The organism is Halobaculum magnesiiphilum (assembly GCF_019823105.1).
GTDB classification, from domain to species: domain Archaea; phylum Halobacteriota; class Halobacteria; order Halobacteriales; family Haloferacaceae; genus Halobaculum; species Halobaculum magnesiiphilum.
The window spans coordinates 1,066,020-1,090,636 of the sequence record NZ_CP081958.1 but is presented as its reverse complement, the minus strand read 5'-3'; the positions used below and the strand labels follow the sequence as shown (position 1 = coordinate 1,090,636).

Annotated in this window: 32 protein-coding genes; 16 read left to right on the top strand and 16 right to left on the bottom strand. The window is 70.1% G+C overall.

The features are described from left to right. Positions 1-16: 16 nt before the first annotated feature. From K6T50_RS05525 to K6T50_RS05515, 3 genes are all read right to left on the bottom strand, one after another. Positions 17-241: a DUF5795 family protein gene (locus K6T50_RS05525; protein WP_222608401.1), complete on the bottom strand. Its 225-nt coding sequence runs from the start codon at positions 239-241 to the stop codon at positions 17-19. A 93-nt stretch (positions 242-334) separates the two neighbouring features. Continuing rightward, positions 335-1,375: a DUF5794 domain-containing protein gene (locus K6T50_RS05520; RefSeq protein WP_222608400.1), complete on the bottom strand. Its 1,041-nt coding sequence runs from the start codon at positions 1,373-1,375 to the stop codon at positions 335-337. A 3-nt stretch (positions 1,376-1,378) separates the two neighbouring features. Continuing rightward, positions 1,379-1,582 carry a hypothetical protein gene (locus K6T50_RS05515; protein ID WP_222608399.1) on the bottom strand — a complete coding sequence of 68 codons (204 nt, stop codon included), beginning with the start codon at positions 1,580-1,582 and terminating at the stop codon, positions 1,379-1,381. A gap of 382 nt (positions 1,583-1,964) precedes the next feature. On the opposite strand from K6T50_RS05515, the gene guaB reads away from it, so the two are divergent. Further along, a complete protein-coding gene (guaB, locus tag K6T50_RS05510; RefSeq protein WP_222608398.1) occupies positions 1,965-3,458 on the top strand; it encodes an IMP dehydrogenase in 1,494 nt (497 codons plus the stop codon). 377 nt (positions 3,459-3,835) lie between these two features. Next, positions 3,836-4,483, top strand: coding sequence for a response regulator transcription factor (locus K6T50_RS05505; RefSeq protein WP_222608397.1), 648 nt, complete (start codon positions 3,836-3,838; stop codon positions 4,481-4,483). Positions 4,484-4,634: 151 nt separating this feature from the next. Here K6T50_RS05505 and K6T50_RS05500 read toward each other — a convergent pair whose 3' ends face one another. Both K6T50_RS05500 and K6T50_RS05495 read right to left on the bottom strand, forming a co-directional pair. Further along, entirely contained in the window at positions 4,635-5,864 is a 1,230-nt protein-coding gene (locus tag K6T50_RS05500) for a pyridoxal phosphate-dependent aminotransferase (protein WP_222608396.1), read from the bottom strand. Further along, positions 5,861-6,352 (bottom strand): Lrp/AsnC family transcriptional regulator, encoded by a 492-nt coding sequence (locus K6T50_RS05495; RefSeq protein WP_222608395.1) that lies wholly within the window; start codon positions 6,350-6,352, stop codon positions 5,861-5,863. The genes K6T50_RS05500 and K6T50_RS05495 overlap by 4 nt, the downstream gene beginning before the upstream one ends. Before the next feature lie 183 nt (positions 6,353-6,535). On the opposite strand from K6T50_RS05495, the gene K6T50_RS05490 reads away from it, so the two are divergent. From K6T50_RS05490 to K6T50_RS05465, 6 genes are all read left to right on the top strand, one after another. Then, positions 6,536-6,961, top strand: a complete 426-nt coding sequence (locus K6T50_RS05490) for an EamA family transporter (RefSeq protein WP_222608394.1) — start codon at positions 6,536-6,538, stop codon at positions 6,959-6,961. Between the two features lie 78 nt (positions 6,962-7,039). Beyond that, positions 7,040-7,498 carry a hypothetical protein gene (locus tag K6T50_RS05485; protein ID WP_222608393.1) on the top strand — a complete coding sequence of 153 codons (459 nt, stop codon included), beginning with the start codon at positions 7,040-7,042 and terminating at the stop codon, positions 7,496-7,498. Between the two features lie 42 nt (positions 7,499-7,540). Continuing rightward, positions 7,541-7,744, top strand: coding sequence for a DUF1918 domain-containing protein (locus K6T50_RS05480; RefSeq protein WP_222608392.1), 204 nt, complete (start codon positions 7,541-7,543; stop codon positions 7,742-7,744). 66 nt (positions 7,745-7,810) lie between these two features. Continuing rightward, positions 7,811-8,293 (top strand): LEA type 2 family protein, encoded by a 483-nt coding sequence (locus K6T50_RS05475; protein ID WP_222608391.1) that lies wholly within the window; start codon positions 7,811-7,813, stop codon positions 8,291-8,293. After that, positions 8,293-8,724: a hypothetical protein gene (locus K6T50_RS05470; protein WP_222608390.1), complete on the top strand. Its 432-nt coding sequence runs from the start codon at positions 8,293-8,295 to the stop codon at positions 8,722-8,724. Before K6T50_RS05475 ends, K6T50_RS05470 begins: the two co-directional genes overlap by 1 nt. A 129-nt stretch (positions 8,725-8,853) precedes the next feature. Next, the gene (locus tag K6T50_RS05465) at positions 8,854-9,324 is read left to right on the top strand and encodes an RNA-binding protein (RefSeq protein WP_222608389.1); all 471 of its coding nucleotides are present in this window, start codon (positions 8,854-8,856) and stop codon (positions 9,322-9,324) included. A gap of 42 nt (positions 9,325-9,366) precedes the next feature. Here the strand turns inward: K6T50_RS05465 and K6T50_RS05460 are convergent, their stop codons facing one another. Further along, complete coding sequence (locus K6T50_RS05460) at positions 9,367-9,927, bottom strand: thioredoxin family protein (RefSeq protein ID WP_222608388.1); 561 nt, start codon at positions 9,925-9,927, stop codon at positions 9,367-9,369. A gap of 117 nt (positions 9,928-10,044) precedes the next feature. Here K6T50_RS05460 and K6T50_RS05455 point away from each other — a divergent pair, with 117 nt between their 5' ends. Beyond that, positions 10,045-10,242, top strand: coding sequence for an antitoxin VapB family protein (locus K6T50_RS05455; protein ID WP_222608387.1), 198 nt, complete (start codon positions 10,045-10,047; stop codon positions 10,240-10,242). A 590-nt stretch (positions 10,243-10,832) separates the two neighbouring features. Here the strand turns inward: K6T50_RS05455 and K6T50_RS05450 are convergent. Further along, positions 10,833-11,912, bottom strand: a complete 1,080-nt coding sequence (locus tag K6T50_RS05450) for a phytoene/squalene synthase family protein (protein ID WP_222608386.1) — start codon at positions 11,910-11,912, stop codon at positions 10,833-10,835. A gap of 163 nt (positions 11,913-12,075) precedes the next feature. Between K6T50_RS05450 and K6T50_RS05445 the strand changes: the two genes are divergently transcribed. Next, positions 12,076-13,221, top strand: coding sequence for an acyl-CoA dehydrogenase (locus tag K6T50_RS05445; protein ID WP_222608385.1), 1,146 nt, complete (start codon positions 12,076-12,078; stop codon positions 13,219-13,221). Positions 13,222-13,380: 159 nt separating this feature from the next. Here K6T50_RS05445 and K6T50_RS05440 read toward each other — a convergent pair whose 3' ends face one another. The 4 genes from K6T50_RS05440 to K6T50_RS05425 all read right to left on the bottom strand — a co-directional run bounded on the left by K6T50_RS05440 (position 13,381) and on the right by K6T50_RS05425 (position 16,438). Further along, positions 13,381-14,331: a mechanosensitive ion channel family protein gene (locus K6T50_RS05440; protein ID WP_222608384.1), complete on the bottom strand. Its 951-nt coding sequence runs from the start codon at positions 14,329-14,331 to the stop codon at positions 13,381-13,383. Then, positions 14,328-14,576, bottom strand: a complete 249-nt coding sequence (locus K6T50_RS05435; protein ID WP_222608383.1) for a YhbY family RNA-binding protein — start codon at positions 14,574-14,576, stop codon at positions 14,328-14,330. Before K6T50_RS05435 ends, K6T50_RS05440 begins: the two co-directional genes overlap by 4 nt. A 105-nt stretch (positions 14,577-14,681) precedes the next feature. Further along, positions 14,682-14,972 carry a ribonuclease P protein component 4 gene (locus K6T50_RS05430; protein WP_222608382.1) on the bottom strand — a complete coding sequence of 97 codons (291 nt, stop codon included), beginning with the start codon at positions 14,970-14,972 and terminating at the stop codon, positions 14,682-14,684. A 59-nt stretch (positions 14,973-15,031) separates the two neighbouring features. After that, positions 15,032-16,438 carry an MFS transporter gene (locus K6T50_RS05425; RefSeq protein WP_222608381.1) on the bottom strand — a complete coding sequence of 469 codons (1,407 nt, stop codon included), beginning with the start codon at positions 16,436-16,438 and terminating at the stop codon, positions 15,032-15,034. Between the two features lie 193 nt (positions 16,439-16,631). Here K6T50_RS05425 and K6T50_RS05420 point away from each other — a divergent pair, with 193 nt between their 5' ends. The 3 genes from K6T50_RS05420 (at position 16,632) to K6T50_RS05410 (ending at position 19,413) form a co-directional block, all read left to right on the top strand. Further along, positions 16,632-17,036: a ribbon-helix-helix domain-containing protein gene (locus K6T50_RS05420; RefSeq protein ID WP_222608380.1), complete on the top strand. Its 405-nt coding sequence runs from the start codon at positions 16,632-16,634 to the stop codon at positions 17,034-17,036. Positions 17,037-17,265: 229 nt separating this feature from the next. Further along, on the top strand, positions 17,266-17,598 hold the full coding sequence (locus K6T50_RS05415; protein WP_222608379.1) for a UPF0058 family protein: 333 nt from the start codon (positions 17,266-17,268) through the stop codon (positions 17,596-17,598). Positions 17,599-17,655: 57 nt separating this feature from the next. After that, the gene (locus K6T50_RS05410; protein ID WP_222608378.1) at positions 17,656-19,413 is read left to right on the top strand and encodes a MutS-related protein; all 1,758 of its coding nucleotides are present in this window, start codon (positions 17,656-17,658) and stop codon (positions 19,411-19,413) included. Between the two features lie 60 nt (positions 19,414-19,473). Here K6T50_RS05410 and K6T50_RS05405 read toward each other — a convergent pair whose 3' ends face one another. Continuing rightward, positions 19,474-20,322 carry a DUF2797 domain-containing protein gene (locus tag K6T50_RS05405; RefSeq protein WP_222608833.1) on the bottom strand — a complete coding sequence of 283 codons (849 nt, stop codon included), beginning with the start codon at positions 20,320-20,322 and terminating at the stop codon, positions 19,474-19,476. 110 nt (positions 20,323-20,432) lie between these two features. Between K6T50_RS05405 and K6T50_RS05400 the strand changes: the two genes are divergently transcribed. Further along, positions 20,433-20,819, top strand: a complete 387-nt coding sequence (locus tag K6T50_RS05400; protein WP_222608377.1) for a BsuPI-related putative proteinase inhibitor — start codon at positions 20,433-20,435, stop codon at positions 20,817-20,819. A gap of 236 nt (positions 20,820-21,055) precedes the next feature. On the opposite strand, the gene K6T50_RS05395 is transcribed toward K6T50_RS05400, so the two are convergent. Both K6T50_RS05395 and K6T50_RS05390 read right to left on the bottom strand, forming a co-directional pair. Beyond that, entirely contained in the window at positions 21,056-21,991 is a 936-nt protein-coding gene (locus K6T50_RS05395; RefSeq protein ID WP_222608376.1) for an NAD-dependent epimerase/dehydratase family protein, read from the bottom strand. Positions 21,992-22,070: 79 nt separating this feature from the next. Further along, the gene (locus tag K6T50_RS05390) at positions 22,071-23,006 is read right to left on the bottom strand and encodes an SDR family NAD(P)-dependent oxidoreductase (RefSeq protein WP_222608375.1); all 936 of its coding nucleotides are present in this window, start codon (positions 23,004-23,006) and stop codon (positions 22,071-22,073) included. On the opposite strand from K6T50_RS05390, the gene K6T50_RS05385 reads away from it, so the two are divergent. Both K6T50_RS05385 and K6T50_RS05380 read left to right on the top strand, forming a co-directional pair. Beyond that, positions 23,007-23,210: a hypothetical protein gene (locus K6T50_RS05385; protein ID WP_222608374.1), complete on the top strand. Its 204-nt coding sequence runs from the start codon at positions 23,007-23,009 to the stop codon at positions 23,208-23,210. Continuing rightward, entirely contained in the window at positions 23,207-23,776 is a 570-nt protein-coding gene (locus K6T50_RS05380) for a tRNA (cytidine(56)-2'-O)-methyltransferase (RefSeq protein ID WP_222608373.1), read from the top strand. Before K6T50_RS05385 ends, K6T50_RS05380 begins: the two co-directional genes overlap by 4 nt. Before the next feature lie 74 nt (positions 23,777-23,850). Here the strand turns inward: K6T50_RS05380 and K6T50_RS05375 are convergent, their stop codons facing one another. Together K6T50_RS05375 and K6T50_RS05370 are read right to left on the bottom strand one after the other, a co-directional pair. Next, positions 23,851-24,177 carry a transcription factor S gene (locus K6T50_RS05375; protein WP_222608372.1) on the bottom strand — a complete coding sequence of 109 codons (327 nt, stop codon included), beginning with the start codon at positions 24,175-24,177 and terminating at the stop codon, positions 23,851-23,853. Positions 24,178-24,283: 106 nt separating this feature from the next. After that, positions 24,284-24,538: a DUF5789 family protein gene (locus K6T50_RS05370; protein WP_222608371.1), complete on the bottom strand. Its 255-nt coding sequence runs from the start codon at positions 24,536-24,538 to the stop codon at positions 24,284-24,286. Positions 24,539-24,617: the final 79 nt, after the last annotated feature.

The window sequence follows — 24,617 nt, the reverse complement described above, 5'->3', positions numbered from 1 at the left end:
ATTTCGATCGGATCCGCTATTCGCGGTCGGTCTCGCCCCACGGGCACTCCTGGCACTTGTACGCCGTCACGAACTCCATCACGCTCGGCATGTAGCCCACCGAGATCACGTCGCCGCCGCACTCGGGGCACTCACGGTCGGCGTCCTCGATCGGCTCGGCGTCCATCACGGAGTCGCCCTCGACCAGCTCGGCGAGCTTCTCCGGCGTGACCATCCGTCCCTCGACGACGCGATTGCTCATGCTCCGGCGTCGGCGGCCGATCGGGTAAAAACTCGCGGTCCGAACGGGACGGCGCGCGACCGGTTCCCTCGGGTCAGCCGACGCGGCGTCGGCTCACAGCCAGGGTTCGCGGGAGGGCTCGTCGTCGGAGTCGTCGTCGTCGGAGGCGTCGTCCGCCCCGTCGGCGTCGCCCGCGGAGTCGACGGGGTCGATCCCCGCCGCCGGCGCCGTCGGCGAGCTGCCGAAGGCGACGCCGGCGTCGGACTCGGAACCGTCGTCGGCCGCGTCCTCGGCCGCGTCGGCGTCGATCTCGTCGCCGCCGTCGGTGGTGACCGCGCCCCCGTGGGTCGGCTCCGGGGCGGCGTCGACCGCCGCCGCGCCGGCGTCGGGACCGTCGGCATCCTCGCCGGCGACGCCCTCGTCGTCGGAGTTCGGGTCGTACGCGAACAGCCCGGTGACGACGAGCACGCCGAGCGCGACCGGCTGCTCGGTCGGGAGCAGCCCCAGCACCGACAGCGAGAGGATGCCCAGCGCGACCGACGAGCCGAAGCGGAAGCGGTCGATGTCGACGCGCCCGCGCAGGTGGTCGCCCGCCAGCGCGATCGACAGCGCGAACGCGACGCCGACGCCGGCGGCCGCGCCGGCGCGAGCGAGCAGGTCGGGGTTCAGCGAGACCATCAGCTCCGCGCCGGCGGGCTGGAACGACGCGAGCAACCCGAGTCCGATGATCGCGCCGGGGCTGGGGAGGTACTCGCCGATCTCCGCGCTGGCGGTCTTGGCGGCGATCGCGAGGATCACCAGGCCGGCGAAGCGGTGGAACACGTCGGGGTTCAGCAGGCTCTGGATCGTCTCCGCCAGCGCCGCCTCCGCCATCGCCACGGGGACGATGAGTGCGCCCAGCAGGAGGATGGAGGCCGCCTTCTCGCGGGGGGTTCCGTCCATCTCGGCGAGCACGACCGCCATCGTGGCCGAGCCGCCGAAGATGAGCAGCCCGGTCTCGATGATGCCGAACGGAACCGTGAGCGCGCCCGCGATGACGAGCGCGGGGAAGATGCCGTCGATAAGCGGCAGCGCCATGACGGTCGCGAGCAGTCGGGTGGCGCCGCCGACGCGCCGCTCCAGACGGAGCGCGATCGGGTGTGCTGAGGTACTCACGGCTCAGCGATACGACCCGGCATAACCCACGACCGGATGGGAGTCTGGTGACGAACCGGAGCTGACCGACGCTCGGGCGGAGCAACGCGCGAGGCGTTCTCCTGTGCACCAGTCGAGCCCGCGTTTGAACGGGATAAATGTCGGGAGTGCAGCGTTGTCGCTCACCCGGCCGACGATACCCGTTCCAATGCGGGACTCGAAGTCCATACTCCCACTGTATCGTAGGTGAGACTTAATCGTTGCGTGGGACGTGCCCACACGGTGCGAACGGTTTCTCACCGTTCTTTAAATACTAGTGCTACGGTTCCTCGGCAACCGGCCGATATCCCCGTGACACTCTCGGGATCGGGCGCTCCGCCGAGCAATTCTTGCGAGCCACACCGGTCGCCGTGGGACTCCCATCGACGCCGTCCGCCTCGCGCCCGAGGTTGGTCCCCGTGGATCGACACGCGTGGATATGCATCTCAGTGCACGTCCGTCCGCCGCGACAGGGAGAATTCGGCGGGATCTGTACACGTCCGTGTGTTACTCACTGTCCAAGCGCCCCGGTTCTCGCAACGTTTTTGCGGTGTCCCCGAACACCGTTGATATGGCGAACGACGGGTCCCACGGAAGTCCGTTCTCACAGAAGCTGGAGGTACCGGAAGCGCTGACGTTCGACGACGTCCTCTTGCGCCCCAAGGAAAGCCGGGTCGAGCCCGACGAGGCCGACGTGTCCACGCGGGTGTCCACCAACGTCGAGCTAACTACCCCCGTCCTCTCGGCGGCGATGGACACCGTCACCGAGTCAGAGATGGCCATCGCGATGGCCCGCGAGGGCGGGCTCGGCGTGCTCCACCGCAACATGACCGTCGAGGAGACGGCCGCTGAGGTCGAGCGCGTCAAGCGCGCCGACGAACTCGTGATCCGACGCGAGAACGTCGTCACCGCCTCCCCCGACCAGACCGTCCGCGAGGTCGACGCGATGATGGAACACGAGGGCGTCTCCGGCGCCCCCGTCGTCGACGACGACGACGCCGTGCTCGGCATCATCTCGGGCACCGACATCCGGCCGTACCTGGAGGTCGGCGAGTCCGACGCCGTCCGCGAGGCGATGACCGACGAGGTCATCACCGCGCCCGCGGACGTCGACGCCCGCGAGGCGCTGGAGCTCATGTACGACCACAAGATCGAGCGCGTCCCCGTCGTCGACGACGAGGACCGCCTCGTCGGCCTGGTGACGATGCAGGGCACCCTCGCGCGCCGCGAGCACACCGACGCCGCCCGCGACGAGTCGGGCTCGCTGCTCGTCGGCGTCGCCGTCGGCCCCTTCGAGGAGGAGCGCGCAGTCGCCGCCGACGAGGCCGGCGCGGACGTGCTGTTCATCGACTGCGCGCACGCGCACAACCTGAACGTCCTCGACTCCGCCCGCGCCATCAAGGGCGAGGTCGACGCCGACGTGATCGTCGGCAACATCGGCACCCGGGAGGCCGCCGAGGCCGCCGTCGACTTCGCCGACGGCCTCAAGGTCGGCATCGGCCCGGGCTCCATCTGCACCACGCGCGTCGTGAGCGGGGCCGGGATGCCCCAGATCACCGCCGTCGCGCAGGTGGCCGACGTGGCCGCTCGCGAGGGAGTCCCCGTCATCGCGGACGGCGGGATCCGCTACTCCGGCGACGCGATCAAGGCGATCGCCGCCGGCGCCGACGCCGTCATGCTCGGCTCGTACTTCGCCGGCACCGACGAGGCGCCCGGCCGCGTCATCACGATGAACGGCAAGCGCTACAAGCAGTACCGCGGCATGGGCTCGGTGGGCGCGATGTCGGAGGGCGGCGGCGACCGCTACCTCAAGGACGCCGAGGAGGACGAGGAGTTCGTCCCCGAGGGCGTCGAGGCGGCGACGCCGTACAAGGGGTCGCTCTCCTCGGAGCTGCACCAGCTCGTCGGCGGCATGCGCTCGGGCATGGGCTACGTCGGCGCCGAGACGCTCCCCGGCTTCAAGGAGCGCGCGGAGTTCGTCCGCGTCTCCCAGGCCGGCCAGACCGAGGGCCACCCCCACGACGTGACGATCACCGACGAGGCGCCGAACTACAGTCCCGAGTGACGGGCTCGCCGGATCGAGCGCGGGCTCGGGACCGGATGCGTTCCAGTAGCTGTGTTCGGCGATACCGGCTTCCTCGGCCGGTAGCCTTTCGATGGCGCCCGACGTACGACCCGTCGGTGGTTGGTGGCCACCGCGGATAGTGGGGCACAACAGCAGGCGTGACGCGAGATCGTCACCCGACCCACCCGTTTTCGGCAGGGGCCTCCCGCATCGCATACGGTTAAGTACCCGGCGGTGACAACACCAATCGATGGCCGGACGGCGTCGGTACGCTCGAACGCTCGCCCGATCGGGAGTGGCCGGGCCGGCATGCGGTACGGGGACGTTTGGTATCGATCCGTCCGTCACCGACGGACGGGCAGGGGAGAGGAGAGAGCATGAGTGAGGACACAGACACCACGGCGTCCGAGTCGGCCGCGGAGCGGCCGGTCGTCCTCGTCGTCGAGGACGAGCCCGACCTCGCGGACCTGTACGCGGCGTGGCTCGGCGGCGACTACGAGGTCCGGACCGCATACGGCGGGCAGGCGGCCCTCGAGGAGCTCGACGACGCCGTCGACGTGATCCTCCTCGACCGGCGGATGCCGGGACTGTCCGGCGACGAGGTCCTCGACGAGGTGCGCGACCGCGGCATCGACGCCCGCGTCGCGATGGTCACCGCCGTCGAGCCGGACTTCGACATCATCGAGATGGGGTTCGACGACTACCTCGTCAAGCCGGTCACCCGGGAGTCGCTGTTGGACACCGTCGAGGGACTGTACACCCGGTCGACGTACGACTCGCGGGTCCAGGAGTTCTTCGCGGTCTCCTCGAAGATGGCAGTCCTCGAGGCCGAGAAGGGCCGCGCCGCGCTCGAGGAGTCCGCGGAGTACGAGACGCTCGAACGCCGGGCGGCCACCCTGCGCGAGGAGCTCGACGAGGACGTCGCCGGCTTCGGCGACGACGAGTTCGAGCGGGTCTTCCGCGACCTCGACGGCGCCGACGCGGACGGCGACCTGGTCGACGACGACGAGTTCGAGGACATCTGAGGGAGTCCGAGCCGCCGCGACGACGCTTTTCGCGACACCGAGAGAACAGCGACGGCGACGCCGTCACGAGCAGGTAATCGGGGGACGGGTCGTCGGGAGACGAGCAGTCAGGAGACGAGTCGTCAGGAAGCGAGTCGCCGGGAGAACGTCGTCAGGAGAGGAACCGCTCCAGCCGCGCCATCGCCTCCTTGAGGTCGTCGAGCCCGGTCGCATACGAGATGCGGATGTGACCCTCGCCGCCGGCGCCGAAGGCGGTGCCGGGGACGGCCGCGACGCCCTCCGCCTCCAGCAGCTCGGTCGCGAACGCGCGGGCGTCGCCGTCGGGCGCGACGTCGGCGACGCGGGGGAACGCGTAGAAGGCGCCGCCCGGCTCCGCCACGTCGATGCCGAGCTCGCGCAGCCGCGAGACGACGTAGCGTCGGCGCCGGTCGTACTCGCGGCGCATCCGTTCGACCTCGTCGTCGCACCGTTCGATAGCCGACAGCGCGGCGTGCTGCGCGGTCGTCGGCGCCGACAGCATCGCGTACTGGTGGACCTTCGTCATCGCGTCGATCGCCGTCTCGGGGCCCATCGCATAGCCCAGCCGGAGGCCGGTCATCGCGTACGCCTTCGAGAAGCCGTTGATGACGACCGTGCGCTCGCGCATCCCCGGGCGCGTCGCCACCGACTGGTGGTCCCCTTCGTAGGTGAGCGCGGCGTAGATCTCGTCGGCGATCACGAGCAGGTCGTGCTCGCGACAGAAGTCGGCGACGGCGTCCATCTCGTCGGCGTCCATCGTCGCGCCCGTGGGGTTGTTCGGGTAACACAGCACGAGCACGTCGGCCTCATCGGCGCCCGCCTCCAGGAGCGCCTCGGGCGTGAGCGCCCAGTCGTCCTCGTGGTGGGTGTGAACCGGAAGGGGCTCCCCGCCGGCGAAGCGCACGCCGGGCTCGTAGGAGACGTACGTCGGCGTCGGGAGCGCGACCGTGTCGCCGGGGTTCACGAACGCCCTAAACGCCAGGTCGACCGCCTCGGACGCGCCCGTCGTGACGAGGATCTCCGTGTCGGGGTCGTACGACTGGCCGTAGCGGGTGACGCGCCCGGCGATCGCCTCCCGGAGGTCGAGCATCCCCCGGTTGGCGGTGTAGCTGGTGCGGCCGCGCTCCAGCGAGTCGATCGCCGCCGAGCGCGCGGCCCACGGCGCCGTGAAGTCCGGCTCGCCGACGCCCAGCGAGATCACGTCGTCGCGGTTCTCCGCGACCTCGAAGAACTCGCGGATCCCCGACGGCGGCACCGACTCGACGCGGTCGGCCGGCGCGAAGCGGGAGGGTCCGCCCTCCGTCCGCGCGGAGCCCTCAGCGGTGCCGCCGTCGGTCTCGGCTCGGTCGTCGTTCCCGTTCATGGCGTAACGGAGAGCCGGTCGTCGTCGTCGTGGTCGGTGAAGCGGATCCCCCGTTCCTTGAACGTCTCCATCACGTAGTGGGTGACCGTCTTCGTCACCGCCGGCAGCGGCGCCACCTCCTCGGAGACGAACCGCGACACGTCGCCCATCGACGAGCCGGAGACGTTGACCGCGAAGTCGTAATCGCCCGACATCAGCCGCAGCGAGTCGACCGCCGGCGACTCCGCGATCCGGCGGGCCACGTCGTCGTAGTCGGTCTCGCGGTCGAGCTCGACGTTCACCTCGACGACGGCGCTGACGCGCTCCTCGTCGGTGGCCTCCCAGTCGACGACGGCGGTGTAGCCGCGCAGGGCCCCCGACGCCTCCAGCTCGGCGATCTTCTCCTCGACGGCCGCCTCGTCCAGGCCGGTCTGGCGGGCCAGGTCGGCGGTGGACTCGCGGGCGTCGGCGACGAGCGCGTCTATCAGGGATCGGGTAGCCTCGTCCATACTCCCCGACTCGTTCGCCCGGCCAAAGCGGTTTCGCCCGGTGCGATATCAGCGAACACACCACACGACCGGCTCGACGCCGGGACACACGGTCGGATCGATGCCGAGACACACGACCGGGTCGACGCCGAGGGACTCGTTCGGATTCGGATCGCTCAAACCCCACAGCCCCCACGAACGGGTATGAACTACATCGCCTGGTCGGTGGTGGCGCTGGCGGCGTACTCGTTCGTCGCGCCGCTGATGCGACTGGCGACCGCCGGCGAGGGTGCCATCCCGAGCACGGTCGCCGCGTTCGTCGCCAACTCGGTGCTCGTGGTCGCGACGCTCGCCGTCATCGGCTTCACCGGCGACGGCGTCGTCGAGCACCTCGCGGACCCGCGGATGCGCTACGTGCTCGGAGCGGGCGCCTGTCTCGCGGTCGGCATCCTCGCGTACTACCGCGCGCTGGCGGTCGGCCGGGTGTCGATCGTCGCGCCCATCTTCGCGATGTTCTTCGTCGCCTCCTCGGCGGTCGGCGTCGTCCTCCTCGACGAGCCCGTCACCGCTCGGAAGCTCCTCGGCGTCGGGTTCGCGATGGTCGCCGTCGTCCTCGTCGCCGGCGAGTAGTCCCCGGGATTGTCACGGGACGCGACCGCCGTCGGCGACGCGAACGTTTTTGACCGATGCGGGGACCAGACGCCCCGAATGTCCGGAGCGCCCCCGAACCCGGAGAACCCGCCCGAGTACGACTCCCCCGCGATCCGTTCGCGCGGGATCGACGTGCGAACGCTCACGGATGCGGGTCGCGACGGCGCCGGAACCGGCGGCCGGTCGCACCGTCCCGGCGGCACGCCCCGCGCCGGCGCCGCACGTCGCCCCGTGGCCGCCGTCCGTCCCAACGTGGTCCGCGAACTACACCGCCGACTTCCAATCGTCGTCGCCGTCGCAGTCGCCCTCGCGCTCGTCGCACAGGCGGTCTCCGTCGGTATCGAGGCGACCGTCGCGACCGTGGATCCGGCCGCACTCCGAGTTCCCGGGGTGGGAACCGGACTCGACCGTCTCGCCGCCGTGGGTGCGCTCGCGGCCCTTGTATGCGAGTCCGTCGCCGCCGCTCTCGCCGCCTACGGTGTCGCCATCGCGTTCGTCCGTGTCGCCGCCGCGTAGCCTTTCAGCGACCTTTTGTACGGCCGTGCCGAACCCCGGGACATGACCGAATTCGAGAAGGACGACAGCGTCGTGCTGCACGACGAGCACAGCGAGTTCGACGGCGAGACCGGCACCGTGACGCAGGTCATGGAGACGATGTTCGGCGACGCCACCTACACGATCAGCTTCGAGGAGGGCCAGGAGCAGGGCGTTCCCGCGGACGCGCTGGAGGCCGCCGGCGACGCGGACGACGACGAGGAGTAACCGTTCTCGGGGGCGACCCGCCTCCGTTTCAACGCGCTTACGTGATTTCCCCCGCCAGCGACGCGTATGGTGACGGTTCCCGATCGCAGACGAACGGCGGCGCTCGCGCTCGTTTCCGTCCTCGTCGTGACCGGAGCGATGCTCGTTCCGGTGCTCTCCAGTCACATCGCCGCCGCCCGGACCGACCGGGTCGCCGTGTCCGCGACCGGCGCGTCGGTGATCGACGACGGCGACCGTTTCGTCGTCTCGCTCCGGATCGATAACCCGACGCCGGCGCCGATAGTCGTTCGCGAGTCGTCCAGCCGGTCCGGAGTCGCGGTGTTCGCCGGCGACGACCGCCTCGGTCTGTCCCGCGGGATCGCCGTCTCGGGCGCCCGGGTGCCCGCCGACGGCTCGGCGACGATGACGATGACGTTCGACGTGGCCGAGGCGTACCGTCCGGCGACGCGCGAGACGGTCGCCGGGGCCGAGGTCCGCGGGTCGCTGCCCGTCGAGATCGCCGGCTTCGAGACGGCGCTGAACGTTCGGGCGGCCGTGGGGGCCGACTGATGGGCGAGGTCAGATATCGCGCCTCGCGCCCGGAGACCCTCGCGCTCGCGCTCCTGCTGTCGGCGCTGGGGGCGGCGCTCACGTTCGTCTGGATCCAGGGCGGCGGGCGCTATCCGGCGGCATTGCCGACGCCGGGATGGGTGCCCGCTGCGCTGACGCTCGTCGCCGGGGTCGCGCTGTCGTCGCTTCGGCTCGAACTCACCAGCGCCGTGGCCGTCATCATCCTCGTGCTCCCGCTGTCGTACGTCGGCTACATGGGATTGGTCCTCTCGCCGCAGCTGCTCGCGGGCTGGGCGGTCAACGACCTCCTGCTGCTGTTCACCTACGGCGCGGGCGGTCAGGGCTTTCTCGCGTGGCTCGTCTCGTTCCCGATGGTGTTCGTCGCCGGCTTCGGCACCCACCTCGTCGCCGACGAACTGTACAACGGGTGAGTCCGCGGCTGTGCCGACGCGTGAGACCGGATCAGGCGATAGCGAGAACCGGACGCCCCCGCGATGTGGGGATCGAACGGTGGCGTCCGGAGTCGAACCCTTTTCACGCCGACCCCCGTATCCCCGCCGATGAGCTCCGTTCCCTTCCACTACGTCGATCTGCGGGCCTTCTGCTACGCCACCGAGGACGAGAAGCGCGTCGAGGACGCGCTTCGGACGTTCCTCCCCGATGAGTTCGAGATCGACCGGGTCGTCAACGCCGGCCACCACGGCGACCGCATCGTCGTGGTCTCGGCGCGCGTCGAGCGCGCCGACGACGTGCGCCACGTCCTCTCGAAGCTCTCCGATCTGGCGGAGTGGGACCGCGTGCTCGCCGAACTGGACGAGCGCGTCGACGACAACAACTCGCTGTTCCTCCGGCTCGACAAGCAGGCCGCGTTCAAAGGCAGCGCAGAACTCGGCCCGGGGATCACCTTCCGCGCGAAGGTGGAGGCGTACCCCGCCAAACACGAGACGGCCGTGAAGAACGCCCGCGAGACGTTCGAGGAGTTGGCAGAGGAGGCGGGCGGCGCGGGCGAGTCCGGCGGCGAGGCGGCCTGAAGGGCTACGGTCCGAACCCCAGGCCGGCGCTCGCTCGCCCGCTCAGGGCCACTTGATCGAACAGCCGCGGCTCGGCCCCGGATCGAGGGGAACGTCCTCGCCCGCGAGCACGGCGTCGATGGCGTCATCGATGTAGATCTCGGTCGACTCCTCGTCGGGGTTGAGCGCGTCGTCGAGGCGGCCGTGGTACGCGAGGGTGAACGCGCCGTCGCCCTCGTTGCGAAGCAGGAAGGGATCGGGCGTGCAGACCGCGCCGTACGCCTCGGCAACCGCGGCGGTCTCGTCGCGGAGGTACGCGTCGTAGGCCACCTCTCCGGATTCGACGTACTCGATCATCTTCTCGACGGAGTCCTCTGGGTACTCGTCGGCGTCGTTGGGGTTGATCCCGACGACCGCGCAGTCGTCGTACTCGGCGGCAACGCGGTTCAGCAGGTCGAACTTCGCCTGCGCGTACGGACAGTGGTTGCAGGTAAACACGACCAGTACGGCCGAGTGGTCGGCGAAGTCCGCGAGGGCGTGCGTCTCGCCGTCGACGCCGGGGAGTTCGAAGTCGGGTGCGGCGTCGCCGCGGGCGAGCTCGGAGTCGGAATCGGTCTGGACCATATCGGTGGTTGGTGTGGATCGGAGAAAGTCGTTGGGCCCAGGATCGGGAGCGGAGCTCCGCGAGGCTGCGTGACCGGCGAAACTATTTGTCTCAGAATTCACTATGAATTCACAGAGATGAGCCGAACGTCCATCCCGATCGACTCGGCGACGAAGGATCGTCTCTCCGATCTGAAGCGGGAGGACGAGACGTGGGACGAGTTCCTGATCCGGATCACCAGCGACGAGCAGCCGATCGAGTTCGGTGCGTGGTCGGACGACGAGGCCGACGAGGCCATGCAGCGGCTCCGCGAGGGGCGGGAGCGCCCCGAGTAATGGTATTTCTCCACTCCTCAACGATCATCCAGTATCTCCGCGGGGACGAGACCGTCCGCGACTATATCGACGGCCGCGAGCCGTGGTGGACCTCCACGATCTGCGTGTACGAGGTGATCAACGGTCGACTCGGACGAGGGCAAACCGACGTGAGTCAAAACAGGGAACGAATCGCGGATCGAATCGACGAGAGGAGTCCTCCCGATTTCGACTCGACGGCTTCGGACTCGGACACGCGCTCAGTTTTCATCGACCCGTCCAGCGCGACACCCGGCGACCGCGATTCCGAGAAGTCGGTATCACCGACACCGGCGGTCGTGGCGATCGAATCCGCGTCCATCGGTTCGGGAGACTGGACCCCTTCGCTCCGCTCGGCTACGTCGTCGTGAGAGATCGGAGAAAAGACGCTGTGTCCACAACTTCGACACTGCCCGAGGTTCGCGTTGTGGACCGTGTGGCACCTGTCGCACTCCCAGGGCATGCTCGCGGCCTCACGCCAATCCCTCTTGGTACTGTTGGAAGATCGGTGTTCACAAAACCGCGATCTGCGTTGAGACGGCGACGCGCCGCCGCGGACGAAGAACCCCTCCTCAATCAGCCGCCGACGGCGCCGTGTGGAACGGCTGCGTGGCGATCGACTCCCGAAGCCGCGGCAGCGCGTCGCGGCCGTGCTCGTGGGCCGCGGTGACGACCGCGAACACCTCCTCCCTGCTCACCTTCACGCCCTCGCCCGTTACCGCGCGCTCGGGGTGCTTCGACAGTTCGCGCAGCGTCCCGACCGCCAGCAGGTACGGGATGGTCCACGCCGCGAGGGTGTTGCCCTCGACCAGCGGGACGTGTTCGAGGTACGTCTGCGCGCCGTCGAGGAAGCCGCGCGCGTACCCCGCCGTGCGCGAGACGACGCTGGCGGTGCCCTCGCGGTGCTCGGGCGCGACGACCTCCTCCTGGGGGACCCCCTCCTCGTCGAGCCACTCCGCCGGGAGGTAGACGTTGTTCTCCTCGGTGTAGTCGTCGTGCACGTCCTTGGCGACGTTGACCAGTTGGAGTAGGAGGCCGAACTCCTCGGCGACCTCGTACAGGCGCTCGGTGCGCTCGTCGTCGACGGTGCCCAGCGTCGTGACGAGGTTCGTGATGAGGGTGCCGACGGTGCCGGCGACGTAGTAGCAGTACTCCTCCAGTTCCCCGCGGGTCTCGATCCGGAGGCCGCCCTCGTCGGCGTAGCGCTCGACGAAGTCGGCCATTCCGGTCGCCATCTCCCGGGCGGGCGGGACGACCGCGCGGCGCACCTCCGGCGGGAGGTCCTCGAAGGTGGCGAACACGCGCTCCACCTCGGCGACGACCTCCCAGTCGGCCGAGCGGTCGTCCGCGGGCGGGAGGTGCGGGTCGACCGACGCGCGGAAGTCCGCGGCGTCAGTCTCGTCGTCGGGGTCGAGGGCGGCGTCGAACTCCCGGAGGAGGGCGGCCTGTTGGTCGGGGGCGATGTGGTCGGCGTCCTCGACGGTGTCGGCGATCCGGCAGACGAGATAGCCGAGGCAGATGTACGACGACATCGGCTCGTCGAGGGTGTCGACAGTCAGCGCGAAGGTGCGCGAGACACCCTGGACGGCCTCGTGGCACCACGCGAGGTCGGCGTCGGGGTGGGTCGCGGCGGGGCGGTCGGCGTCGGGCATTCAGTTGCACTGGCTTATGGCAGGAGGGTTAAAAAGTACTGTGTGGTGCGTGTCGCCATCCTGTCACGGGATCGGCCGGTCCGAGCGGCCGCCTCGCTGCACCGATCCCGGCGCCGCCGTCGACACTGCAAAGATTGAAGCCGCGTAACTCACAGGAACGACCATGGACTTCGCGCTGACAACCGAGCAACGACAGATCCGCGACATGGTCGCGGAGTTCGTCGACGAGGAGATCAAGCCGCGCGCCGCCGAGATCGACGAGGAGGACGAGTTCCCCCGCGACATCGTCGATCAGATGGCCGAGTTGGGGCTGATGGGCATGCCGTTCCCCGAGGAGTACGGCGGCGCCGGCCTCGATTACCACAGCTACGCGCTCGGGCTCTCGGAGATCGCGCGCGGCTCCGGCGGCCTCGGCACCGTCGTGGCGGCGCACATCTCGCTGGCGGGCAACATGCTGTATGCCTTCGGCGACGAGGACCAGAAGCGGGAGTACCTCACCCCGCTGGCGGAGGGCGAGGACATCGGCGCGTTCGCGCTCTCGGAGGCCGGCGCCGGGTCGGACGTGCCCGCGATGGAGACCACGGCGAAGAAGGACGGCGACGGCTACGTCGTCAACGGCGGGAAGCTGTGGATCTCGAACGGCTCGGTCGCCGACACGGTGACGCTGTTCGCGAAGACCGACCCCGACGCCGGGAATAAGGGCATCTCCTCGTTCGTCGTGCGCCCCGAGGAGGACGACGGCTTCATCGTCGAGGGGACCGAGCACAAGCTCGGCGACAAGGGCTGTCCCACCGCGGAGCTCCGCTTCGACGACATGTTCCTCCCAGAGGATCGCCTGCTCGGCGAGGAGGGCGACGGCTTCGTGCAGGCGCTCAAGACGCTCAACGGCGGCCGGATCACCATCGCCGCCCGCGGCGTCGGCATCGCCCGCGCGGCGCTGGAGGAGGCCGCCGAGTACGCGACCGAGCGCGACCAGTTCGGCGGCCCGATCTCGCAGTTCCAGGCGATCCAGCACAAGATCGCCGACATGGACACGAAGCTGCAGGCCGCGGAGCTGCTGATGCACAAGGCGGCGGACCTGAAGATCAAGGGCGAGCCGTTCATCAAGGAGGCCGCGCAGGCGAAGCTGTACGCCAGCGAGATCAGCCGCGAGGTCGCCAACGAGGCGATCCAGATCCACGGCGGCTACGGCTACACGAAGGACTTCCCCGTCGAGCGCTACTACCGCGACGCGAAGCTCAACGAGATCTACGAGGGCACCAGCGAGATCCTGCGTAACACGATCGCACGGCAGGTCCTCGACGAGTAACGCGCGAATCGAACGACCGAATCCGGGCCTTCGCTTCGCCTCGATTCGCTTCACTCCGCCGTTACCCGTCGCCTCGCTCCGCTCGGCGACGCTGTGTTCGTGGGCGGACCGGCACAGAACCGCTCCGCCGACCGCCCGAGTCGACTCCGTCGGCTCGCCTCAGTCGTCGCCGGGCACCGCGCTCCCTTCCGCGGGCGTGTTCAGTTCCACGCCGCCCGAGAGGTCCCGCTGCGGGAACGGGATCTCGATGCCTTCCTCGTCGAATCGCTCCTTCACGTCCCGCACGTACTCGCCGCGGATCTTCACCCAGTCCGCCCGCGAGGGGTTCTCGATCCAGATGCGGCTCTTGAGCCCGACGTAGCTGTCGGCCAGCTCCGTCAGGCGCACCGACGGCGCCGGGTCGCCGAGGATCTCGGGGTGGCGCTCGGCCTCCTCGACGATGATCTCGGTCGCGTGTTCGATGTCGTCGTCGTAGCCGATGCCGAAGAGGAACTGCAGGCGGAGGGTGTCCTTCGCGACGGGGTTCTTGATGACGTCGTCGGTGAGCTGCGAGTTGGGGACCGTCAGCAGCTCGTTGTCGAAGGTCCGCACCCGGGTCACCCGGAAGGAGATGTCCTCGACGACCCCGGAGTGGCCGTCCCACTCGATCCAGTCGCCGATGCGGAACGGCTTGTCGGTGAAGATGAAGATCCCGGCGACGAAGTTCTTGATCACGTCCTGCATCGCGAAGCCGATGGCGAGCGTCGCCGCGGCGGCGATCGTCGCCAGCGACTGCAGGAAGTCGCCGTAGCCGGCGAACCCGAACGCGACGGCGATGCCGACGAAGACCACGATCACGGTGGTCAGTTTCTCCAGCGGCCGCTTCGCGTGGGTTTCGAGCCCCTGGGAGTCGAGGAGTCGGCTCACCAGCGGGACGATCAGTACCCGGCCGGCCACCACGAACGCCGCCAGCACGACGAGGAACGTGATCGCCGCGCCCGCGGGATCCGCGAACGTCCCGGGGACGCCGGCCCCCTCCAACAGGTCGGCGACGAACGTCGCGGGGTTGCCCGTCTCGCCGCCGGTCTGGAGGACGGGGATCGGAACGCCGGGTGCGCTTCCGAACGTCATCGATGCAACACGGCGGTGTGACCGCGCGTCTCGATCAGGTCGGCCGACACCCGCTCGGCCAGGTCGGCGGCGAGTTCGTCCACGTCGGTGCCCGCCTGCGCCGAGCGGTGGAACTTCACCTTCACGAGCTCGCGATCTTTCAGTTGGTCGTCGAGCTCGTCGACGACCGCCGAGACGCCCTTCTTCCCGACCCAGACGGTCACGTCGAGGTCGTGAGCCTGCTTGCGTAGGTCCTGATCGGTCATGGGCTCGCTACCCGTGGAAGCCGTTTGAAGGTTCCCGTTCGCGTCGTTGCCGCCCGGATCCGGCGCCGGCGCCCGGCCCTCGCGGCGTCCCCGGGTCGGCGCCCGTCACCCCCGGTACGGGTAGCGTTCGGTCGCGCCGCAGTCACAGCGGATCACGACGTGACTTCCCTCCTGTAGCCTGACGCGCGCGGTGCGGCCGGGGAGGAGGTACGAATCGCACGCGTCGCAGGTGAACCGGTCGAACCGCCGGGGGAGCCCGCAGCGGTGCCGCTCGGCGATCCGCCTCGCGAGCCTGACGGCCTCGCGGGCGCGCTCGTCGTCGCCGGCGCGGGCCAGCTCCCGGGCGAAGTCGGCGAGGCGGTCGATCCGCTCCTCGGCGATCCGTGCGTCGTTCATCGGATGCGTCGACGGATCGTCGTCGACGGCGGCGGATAGCGGTTTCGGGTGTGTCCGCCTCAGTCGTCGACTGCGGGCTCGGCGACCGCCTCCGTCGCGTCGCCGACGGCGCCGTTCTCGACCGGCGTCACGGACCGCTCCAGCCACAGCAGCGCCGCGACGACGAGCCCGCACACCGCGACCAGCGTCGGCCACAGCAGCCCCGAGAGCCCGTAATCGAAGAACAGCCCGCCGGCGAACGACCCCAGTCCGATGCCGAGCCGCTTGGCGACTTCGAGCATCGACAGCTGCGTTCCGCGCTCGGCCGCGGTCCCGAGATCCGACATCAGCGCGGACGCCAGCGGCGAGTGGAGGATCTCCCCGACCGTCCGGAGGAAGAGGTGTCCGCCGACGAGCGCGACGCCGAGCAGTACCGCCGGGACGGCGAGGCCCGTGCCCTCGGGGACGCGGGCGAGGTCGGCACCCCACGCCGCGAGCATCGCGACCGCCCAGAAGCACGCCGAGACGGCGAGCCCCCGCGTGCGACGCCACCCGCCGACGGCGTCGACGAGCGGGATCTGCAGGAGGACGATGGTGAGGGGGTTCACGACGTACAGCGTGCCGAGTTGGGCGGCCGTCAGGCCCAATCCCTCCTTGGCGACGATCGGGACGGTCGTCTGCATCTGCGCGTACATGACCGCGAAGCCGACGTTGACGCCGGCCAGCGCGAGCACTCGCGGTCGGGTGGCCGCGCGCCACCACGCCGCGAGCGCGCCGTCGCCGCCGCCTCCGGTGTCGCCCTCAGCGGCGCCGTCGTCCGCGTCGGCGGCGATGTCGCTCCCGGCGTCGTCGCCGGCGACGCGCGGGACGAACAGGAGGATGACGAGCGCGACGACCGCCGAGGTGGCGCCGTCGGCGACGAAGACGGCGACCGACGCCACCGAGTAGAGGACGCCCCCGACGACGAAGCCGGCGCCGAAGCCGACGTTGTTCGCGACCTTGAGGAGGGCGTATCCGCGGTCGCGCTCGGCGGCCTCGGTGAGATCGGCGGTCATTGCGTGGCTCGCGGGCGTGTAGAGCCCGCGGACGAACCCGGACGCGACGCAGACGCCGACGAACGCGACGCCGAGCGCCGAGACGCCCGTCGCGGCGGGGACCGCCGCCGGAACGGCGCCGGCGATATCGGGCACGAACGCGAACGCAGCGAGCGCGACCGCCGAGAGCGCCATCGAGGCGACCATCACGGGCTTGCGACCGACCACGTCCGCGAGGAACCCGCCGACGGCCGTCCCCGCGGCGGTCGTGACGCTCTTTGCGCCGAGCCCGAGGCCGACGACCGACAGCGCGATCCCGACCTGCAGGTGGAAGTGGACCGTCGCGAACGGGTAGACGAGCCCGCCGCCGAAGACGTTGATGAGCTGTCCGAAGGCGACGACGTAGACGGCGCGGTCGAACCCGCGGACGGCGTCGAGCGACGGGCGCTGCACGCGCCGCCGTTCGGGTAGCGGGGAAGTGAACGGTGCGGTTCCGATCCGGGGATACGAATGTCGTCCCCGCGTATCGAATCCAAGATTCGTGTTCGAGAGGGGCTCTCCGTGCCGTTTTCCGGTTCGGGTCTGTCAGGTGACCAAAAGACTCTATATGGTTCGGTATAAGCACTTCACGAAGGAGGAACTCGGAATGGCTAAGGACACCGTACGGTACCCAGACAAGGTCGTCGACGAGATCGACGCGCTCGTCGACGACGGCGTTTTCGAGAGCAAGTCCGAGTTCTATCGATTCTCCGCGGAGTACGTGCTCGCGCTCGTCAGCGACGAGTGGGAGCCCGAGACGTTCAACTACGGCGAGATCCGCGACGAGTTGGACCTCCAGGAGGAGCCCGTACTGTTGGGTGCCGACGGCGGCCGCGACTTCCTCAACGCGGTCATCACCGTCCGCCAGCTCGGGCTGCGCAACGACTTCGCGGAGGCCGAGCAGTTCATCGACGAGAACTACGAGACCACCGACCGCTCGGGGATGATCCTCGAGGAGCTGCTTCGCGTCTACCGCGACCGCGCCGACAACGGGTCGAGCTCCGGCGCCTGATCTCCCTCGGCTCACACACGTCCGCGCGCCGTTCTCTCGTCGTCTGCTGCCGTTTCAGCCACGTCCCGTCCACACACCGTTCACGATCCACCCACGATCCGTCTCCACGCACGATCCGTCCCAGCCGCCAGCGACGGCGCCGGGAGACATCGCTGGTAAACGCCGTCCTCGTGGGGATCGAACGTGTTCGTCGCCAGGATTACCCACCCCCGACGCGTAGCCCCCGGGGATGCGGAAGAACGAGCTGGTTCACCTCCACACGCTCCTCCGGACGGCGGCCGGCTACCTCTCCGCGCGCGGCGACCTTCCGGACGACGCCCTCGACGCCTACGAGTCACACGGGGTCACGCCGATGTCGATGCGGGCCGACCGGGGCGATCACGAGGCCGCGGTGACCGCGCTCGCGACCGGTCTCGCGGCGACGGCCGCCGATGACGGTGGCGCCGACGATGACACAACCGGAGGCGGCGAGGACGACGACGGCGGGTCCGGGAACCCGTCATCCGACGAGGCGTCGCCGCGGGCGGTCGAGGGATCGCCGTCGGGTCCGTCGCCGGAGTGATCGGTTCCGGCGGCCGCGACCGGTACCGTCTACACCCCTCCGTCCACACGGACCCGTATGCGACTGGAACAGTACTGGGGCGTCGGGCCCAAGACCGCCGAGACGCTCCGCGAGTCCCTCGGCGAGTCGGCCGCGATCGACGCCATCGAGTCGGCGGACGTGCGCGCGCTCGTCGACGCGGGCGTCACCCGCGGCCGCGCGACCCGGGTGCTCCGGCGGGCGAACGGGAAGGAGGCGATGGATCTCTTCGGGACCCGCGACGCCCGCGAGGTGTACGACGACCTGCTCGACATCGCCGCCGGCTACGCGGTCACCGAGCACGCCGCCGACCGCGTGCGCGTGCTCACGCCGCTCACGAGCGACGACCGCCGCGAGGAGCGCCTCGACGACGTCCTCGAAGCCCGCGACGCGTGGGCGGACCTGAGCGAGAGCGATCGGGATGCGGTCCTCGACGCTTTCGCCGACTACGACGAGGCCGGCGGCACCGACCGCGCGGCCGTCGAGTGCGCGCTCGCGCTCCGGGAGGCGGGACTTCGCGGGGGAACCTTCGCGGCTCTCGACGGGATAGACGAGGACGCCCTCCGGGAGGCCGCCGCCGCGCTCGCGGCGCTCACCGACGACGGCGTCGCCGCCGGCGCCGACGACCGGCTCGACCGCCTGCGCGAGCGCTCGACGGCCGCCCGCGACCTCGCCGACTCGGCGTTCGACGTGGTAGAGACGGTCCGCAAACGGGGCGCGCGCGACCCCGACGCGTTCCGCTCGGCCGTCGTCGAGTACGTCGCCGAGGAGACCGGGCTGACCCGCGGCCGGATCGAGTCCGCCGGCCCGGAGGAGGCGGTCGACTCGGCGGACTTCGTCGGCTCCACGCTCCGCACCCTCGCCGACGAGTTAGCGGCGGAGGCCGACGAGCGCGCCGCCGAGGTCCGCGACGAACTGGAGGCGGACGTTGCCGACGGCGCCGCGGACGTGGAGGCGATCGTCGACGCGGTCTCCGACATCGCCTTCCTCCTCTCGCTGGCCCGCTTCGCCGTCGCACACGACCTCTCGCGGCCGGCCCTCGCCGGCGACGGCGTCGCGGTCACGAACGCCCGGAACCTCTTCCTCTCGGGGGAGGTGCAGCCGGTGACCTACGGTGTCGGCGACCACGACCTCGCGGGCGAGGCATCCGCCGCGGGGATACCTGCCGGTGACCGCGTCGCCGTGCTCACGGGGGCCAACTCCGGCGGGAAGACGACGCTGCTGGAGACCGTCTGTCAGGTCGTGGTCCTCGCGTCGATGGGGCTGCCCGTCCCCGCCGAGGCCGCCCATGTCGGCCGGTTCGACACCGTCGTGTTCCACCGCCGGCACGCCTCGTTCAACGCCGGGGTGCTGGAATCGACGCTGAAGTCCGTCGTCCCGCCGCTGGTCGGCGAGGGGCGGACGCTGATGCTCGTCGACGAGTTCGAGGCGATCACCGAGCCCGGGCGCGCGGCCGACCTGCTCAACGGCCTCGTCGAGTTGACGGTCGACCGCGGCGCCGTCGGCGTGTACGTCACCCACCTCGCGGACGACCTGTCGCCGCTGCCCGAGGCCGCCCGCGTGGACGGCATCTTCGCCGAGGGGTTGACGAGCGACCTGGACCTGCTCGTCGACTACCAGCCCCGCTTCGGCGTCGTCGGCAAGTCGACGCCGGAGTTCATCGTCTCGCGGCTCGTCGCCAACGCCTCAGACCGCGCCGTCCGCCAGGGGTTCGAGGAACTCGCGTCGGCCGTCGGCGAGGAGGCCGTCCAGCGGACGCTCTCGGACGCGGAGTGGGCGGCCGAGCAAGGAGAGTGAACGGGGGGAGCGCGTCGGTCGCCGTCGCATCGCGGTCGCGTCGCGATCGCGTCGCCGTCGCTACCCGAACGCACCGAGGCTCGACTGGAGGTCGCGCCCGCCGTCGCCCTCCTCGACCTCGTACCCGACGAGGTCGCGAACGTCGACGGCGTACGTGGTTCCGCCGTTCTCCAGCACGAGGATCCGCCCTTTCGTGCCGACGACGGTACCCGAGGCGAGCGTCTCGGCCACGGGGCGTTCTGCCAGATCGAGCCCGTAGTCGAAGGCGAACCGTTCCTCGTAGTCGACGCCCGCGAGGAGCGCGTCCCACGCGTCCCCGTCCACCGTCTCGGCGAGGCCGGCGATCTTGGCCGGGACGCGCACGCGGTCGGGGAGCCCATCGTCCGCCTCGCCGCCGGCGACGCGGCTGCCGCCGTCGCCGCCGATCGTCCGTTCGAGCCCGCGGGCGGCGATCCCGGCCTCTATCTCGCGGGCGATCCGGCCGTTCTCGACGGTCCGCAGGTGGACCGCGCGGTCGGAGCCCTGCTCGCGCAGGCGGGTGTCGAGGCGCCACTCCCTCGTCACGCCCACCTTGAACGTGTCCGGGGCGAACGCGGCGACGTAGATCGCGTGGTCGTCGAAGCAGTCCATCTCGTCCTTGAGACAGGTCCCGGTACAGCGCGCACACACCCACGTCGAACGGTGATCGTCGCAGTACGGCGCCGCCTCGTTTTCGCAGGCGACGTGGCCGTCGTCGTGGACGGTTCCCGCACACCGCCTGTCGCCGAGGCGCCACGACAGCTCCGTTCCGGGGTCGAGGGCGATCCGGTCGACCTCGCCGGTCGCGGTTCCGGGCGGGGCGGTCGGGTCCGGGGCGCCGTCGCTCACGAACAGCGCGCCCGCCGGCGTCTCGTAGCCCACGATCTGCACGGTCACGGCTAGCCCTCGCCGGAATAAAGCGGTGTCCCATCCGGTCGGCCTCGCGTGGGGTCCGTCTGACCGATCCGTACATTCTTTTCGCGACACGTCGACCCGGTCGTATGAGCGAACCGCTGGACGCGACGCTGACGATCGCGGCGACCGACGGGGGGGCCGCGTTCTCGCTCGTACTCACCGTCGAGAACGTCGGCGCCGACGCGGTCGACCTCTCGTTTTCCGACGGGCAACGCGTCGAGTTCGTCGCCAGCGAAGCGGATGCCGGCGACGACGGCGACGGCGTCGACGGCGCGGAGATCTGGCGCTGGAGCGACGGGCGCGCGTTCGCGATGGCGCTCGGGAGCGAGACGCTCGCGCCCGGGGAGTCGGTCGACTATGAGGGAGAGTGGAGGTCGCCGGAACCCGGCGAGTACGAGGTCACGGGGTCGCTGGCGGCGAACGACGCCGAGGCGACGGCGTCGATGACGGTGGTCGTGCCCGACGAGAAGTAGCGAGATCCCTGGGCGAGAGGTAGCGGGGGCGGACGGTCAGCCGGCGATCAGTCGTCGCCCGCTGGTTGCCCCATCGAGACGCCACGGCGGGCGACGGCGCGGATCCCTGAACTGACTTCGGCGTAGGTGGTGTTGCGGTACTCGTTCATATCAGTTGATACGTGTCGAGGGTGTAAATAGTTTTCCGCGACCGAGTAAATAGTTCTCCGTAGCGGAGGATAGGCGCCTCGACCCCCTCAGCGAAGCTCCGCGAGCAGGTCCCGCGTCGCCGCGCGGACGTCGTCGTCGCTGGAGGCGGGCGGTTCCCACCCGAGGGCGGCGAGCTTCTCGACGGAGAGGCGCATCTTGGGCACGTCGCCGGTCCAGCCCCGATCTCCGCCGGTGTAGCTGTATTCGGGGTCCAGGCCCATCTCCTCGGCGACGATGTCGGCGATGCGGTTCACCGAGGTGGTCGTTCTGGAGCCGAGGTTGTACGTGTTGAGGTCGCGCTCGCCGTGCTCGACGACGTGACACATCGCGTCGACGCAGTCGGTGACGTGGAGGTACGACTTCTCCTGGCGGCCGTCGCCGAGGATCTCCAGTTCGTCGGGGTCGGCCTGCAGCTTCTGGATGAAGTCGGGGATCACGTTCCCGCGCTGGTAGGGGCCGACGATGTTGGCGAAGCGGTACACCCACGCCGAGAACCCGTAGCTCTTCGCGTACGTGGAGATGAGCGCCTCGTCGGCCAGTTTCGAGGAGCCGTAGATGCTGATCGGCTCCAGCGGGGCGTAGTCCTCGGGCGTCGGCCGGGGCGCCTCGCCGTAGACGGTCGAGGAGGAGGTGAACGCGAGGTTCGAGACGCCCGCGTCCGCCATCGCCTCGAGGACGTTGTACGTCATCTCGGTGTTCTCCTCGAACAGCGTCCGGTCGTCGTCGAAGTTCGTGTCCGTGTACGCCGCGAGGTGGAAGACCACGTCCAGGTCCGCGGTCACCGCCTCGCGCGTCTCGGCCTCGTCGGTCAGGTCGGCCTCGATCACGTCGATGCCGTCGGGGATCCGGTCGCGCTCGCCCTTCGAGAAGTCGTCGGCGACGCGCACGTCCGCGCCGTACTCCGACTGGAGGTGTCCCGCGAGATGTGATCCGATCAGGCCGCCGCCGCCCGTGACGAGGGCGGCGGTTCCGGTCAGGTCCATGCCGTTGCGGGGGCGAGCGCGCAGAAAAGGTCTTGCGGTCGCCGCACGCGGGGCGACCACGCCGCGCTCGTTCGGCCGCTCAGGTCTCGTCAGCCACGGTCCCCGCGAGCGGCTCGTCGATCCCGAGCAGGTCGGCGCTCGTCTCCCACAGCCGGCGTTGCGCGCGCGGGTCCTGCGCCTCCGTCGAGGGCTTCCGCTCGCGGCAGTCGGCGAAGTACCGCCCCGTCGCGTCGGCGACCTCGTCGGCGACGGCGAGGTACACCGCCGTGGCCGCCCCCTCGGCGGGCGTCGTCGCGAACGGGAGCCGCCCGAGCGCGCTCGCCGCGCTCGACAGCGGGCCGGGGAGGTGCCGGAAGAAGCCCGAGCCGGGGATCGCGCCCGGGTGGAAGCTGTTCGAGGTGATCCCGCGGTCGTCGCGTTCGCGCAGCCGACGGCCTAACTCCGCGGCGAACTGCACGTTCGCCAGCTTCGAGCGCTGGTACGCCCGCCACGAGGAGAAGCCGTCAACCGACTCCACGGCGTCGAGGTCGATCTGATCGCCTCGGTGTGCCTCCGAGGCGGTGGTGACGACGCGCGCGTCCTCCGCGAGGTCGTCGAGCAACTCGGCGGTGAGCTGGTACGGCGCGAGGTGGTTCACGTGGAAGGTGTACTCGACGCCCAGATCGGTGCGTCGCGCCTCGCGGAAGTAGCCGCCCGCGTTGTTGCAAAGGAGGTCGAGCCCGTCGTCGCCGGCGGCGCGCCGCGTCGCGTCCGCGAGCGCGCGGACCTCGGCCGGATCCGCGAAGTCGGCGGCGACGAACTCGGCGGTGCCCTCGTTGACGCCGGCGTCGATCTCCTCGACCACCTCGGCGCCGGCCTCCCCGTCGCGGCCGTGGACGATCACGTGCGCGCCTAAGCGCCCGAGCGAGAGCGCCGCCTCCCGGCCGACCCCGCTGGTCGAACCGGTCACGAGCGCCGTTTCGCCGACCAACCGTTCGTCGTCGACGCCCGCGATGTCCTCCGGATAGTTCCGCATGTGGGCTCGAAGGTGTTCGTCCCGGAAAGCGCCGTCGGCGGCGGCGCTGTCGGTGGCGATGCTGTCGGTGGCGACGATGTCGACGCCGATGACGCCGATGATGGCAACGACGCCGGCGACAAGCGGGAGCGGGGAAAATCGGTCGCGGCGTCGCCGACGAAAGCGAACCGCCCTTACGCGGGCGCGCCGTTGCTCGGCGTATGAACGACAAGGTCGTCGTCCTCCGGTACGGCCACCGCCCCGGGCGGGACGACCGGATGACGACCCACGTGGGGCTGACGGCGCGGGCACTCGGCGCCGACCGGGTGATCCTCCCCGACAACGCCGGCCAGTCCGCCGAGACGATCCGCGACATCACCGACCGCTTCGGCGGCCCTTTCGCCGTCGAGTTGCGCGACGACCAGCGCGCATTCACGCGCAACTGGGAGGGTACGGTCGTCCACCTCACGATGTACGGCGAGCGCGTGCAGGACGTGGAGGCGGATGTCCGCGCCGACTCCGTCGAGAGCGACACACCGCTGCTCGTCGTCGTCGGCGGCGAGAAGGTGCCGTTCGACTTCTACGAGGAGGCCGACTACAACGTCGGCGTGACGAACCAGCCGCACTCGGAGGTCGCCGGGCTCGCGGTCTTCCTCGACCGGCTGTTCGAGGGCACGGAACTGGAGCGCGAGTGGGAGGACGCGGACCGGCGTGTTATCCCGCAGGAGACCGGCAAGCGCGTCGTCGACCCCGACGAAGCCGACGCCGAGCGCGTCGGGGACGGCAAGTAAGGCGGCGACAACGGCGCCGGTCGGTCACGGGACGGGACGCGATCGGAAGAACCGGCGCCGTTCGGACCGCGCGTTCAGTGGTCGTCCTCGCGCCACTTCTGGCCGCACTCGGTGCACGTGAAGAAGCGCGTCTCGGACTCGTCGGCCGAGCGGATCTGCTTCATCTCGTAGCGCACAGTCCGCACCTCGTCGCATTCGGGGCACTTCTGCTCGACCGTCGGGCCGATCTCCGACTGGTCCATCTCGGAGACGTCGACCACGGTGCTGCCCTCCTGACCCTGCGTCGTCGTCATCGCCGCCTCGGTCGCCTCGTCGCGAAGCTCCTCGTGACCGCACGACCCGCACACCCACGTGTCGTCGTCGGCTTTCATCATCGATCCGCACTCGTCGCAGAATTCCATACCCCCTCGGTCTGCCGTCTTCACACTTAAGCTCGGGGGTCCGCACGCGTCGCGGTGTCCTGCGCCCCGTCGCTCACCCGGCCCGGTCCACCCGCGTCGGCGACGGTCAGGCGTCGCCCTCCGACTGGCCGGGCTCGCCGACCGCCTCGATCGGGAGCGCCAGCTGGAGTTCCTCGTACAGGTCCTCCTCGCTGCGGAACTGCTCGCTGGGGCACTCCGAGATGTACCGACCCAGGTTCCCCTCCCCGTCGGCGAACAGCACGGTCGTGTCGCCGAACTCGCCGGCGGCCTCCGCGCGGCTTATCGGGTACTCCAGCTCCTCGAACAGCGATTCCACCCGGGATAGCTTGACTGTGGACATGGTTCGGCTCGGGGATACGCGCCGTGACCGTATCACCCTATTGTCGAGTCCGCGTCGTTCGCTGGCCGAGTGGATTCAA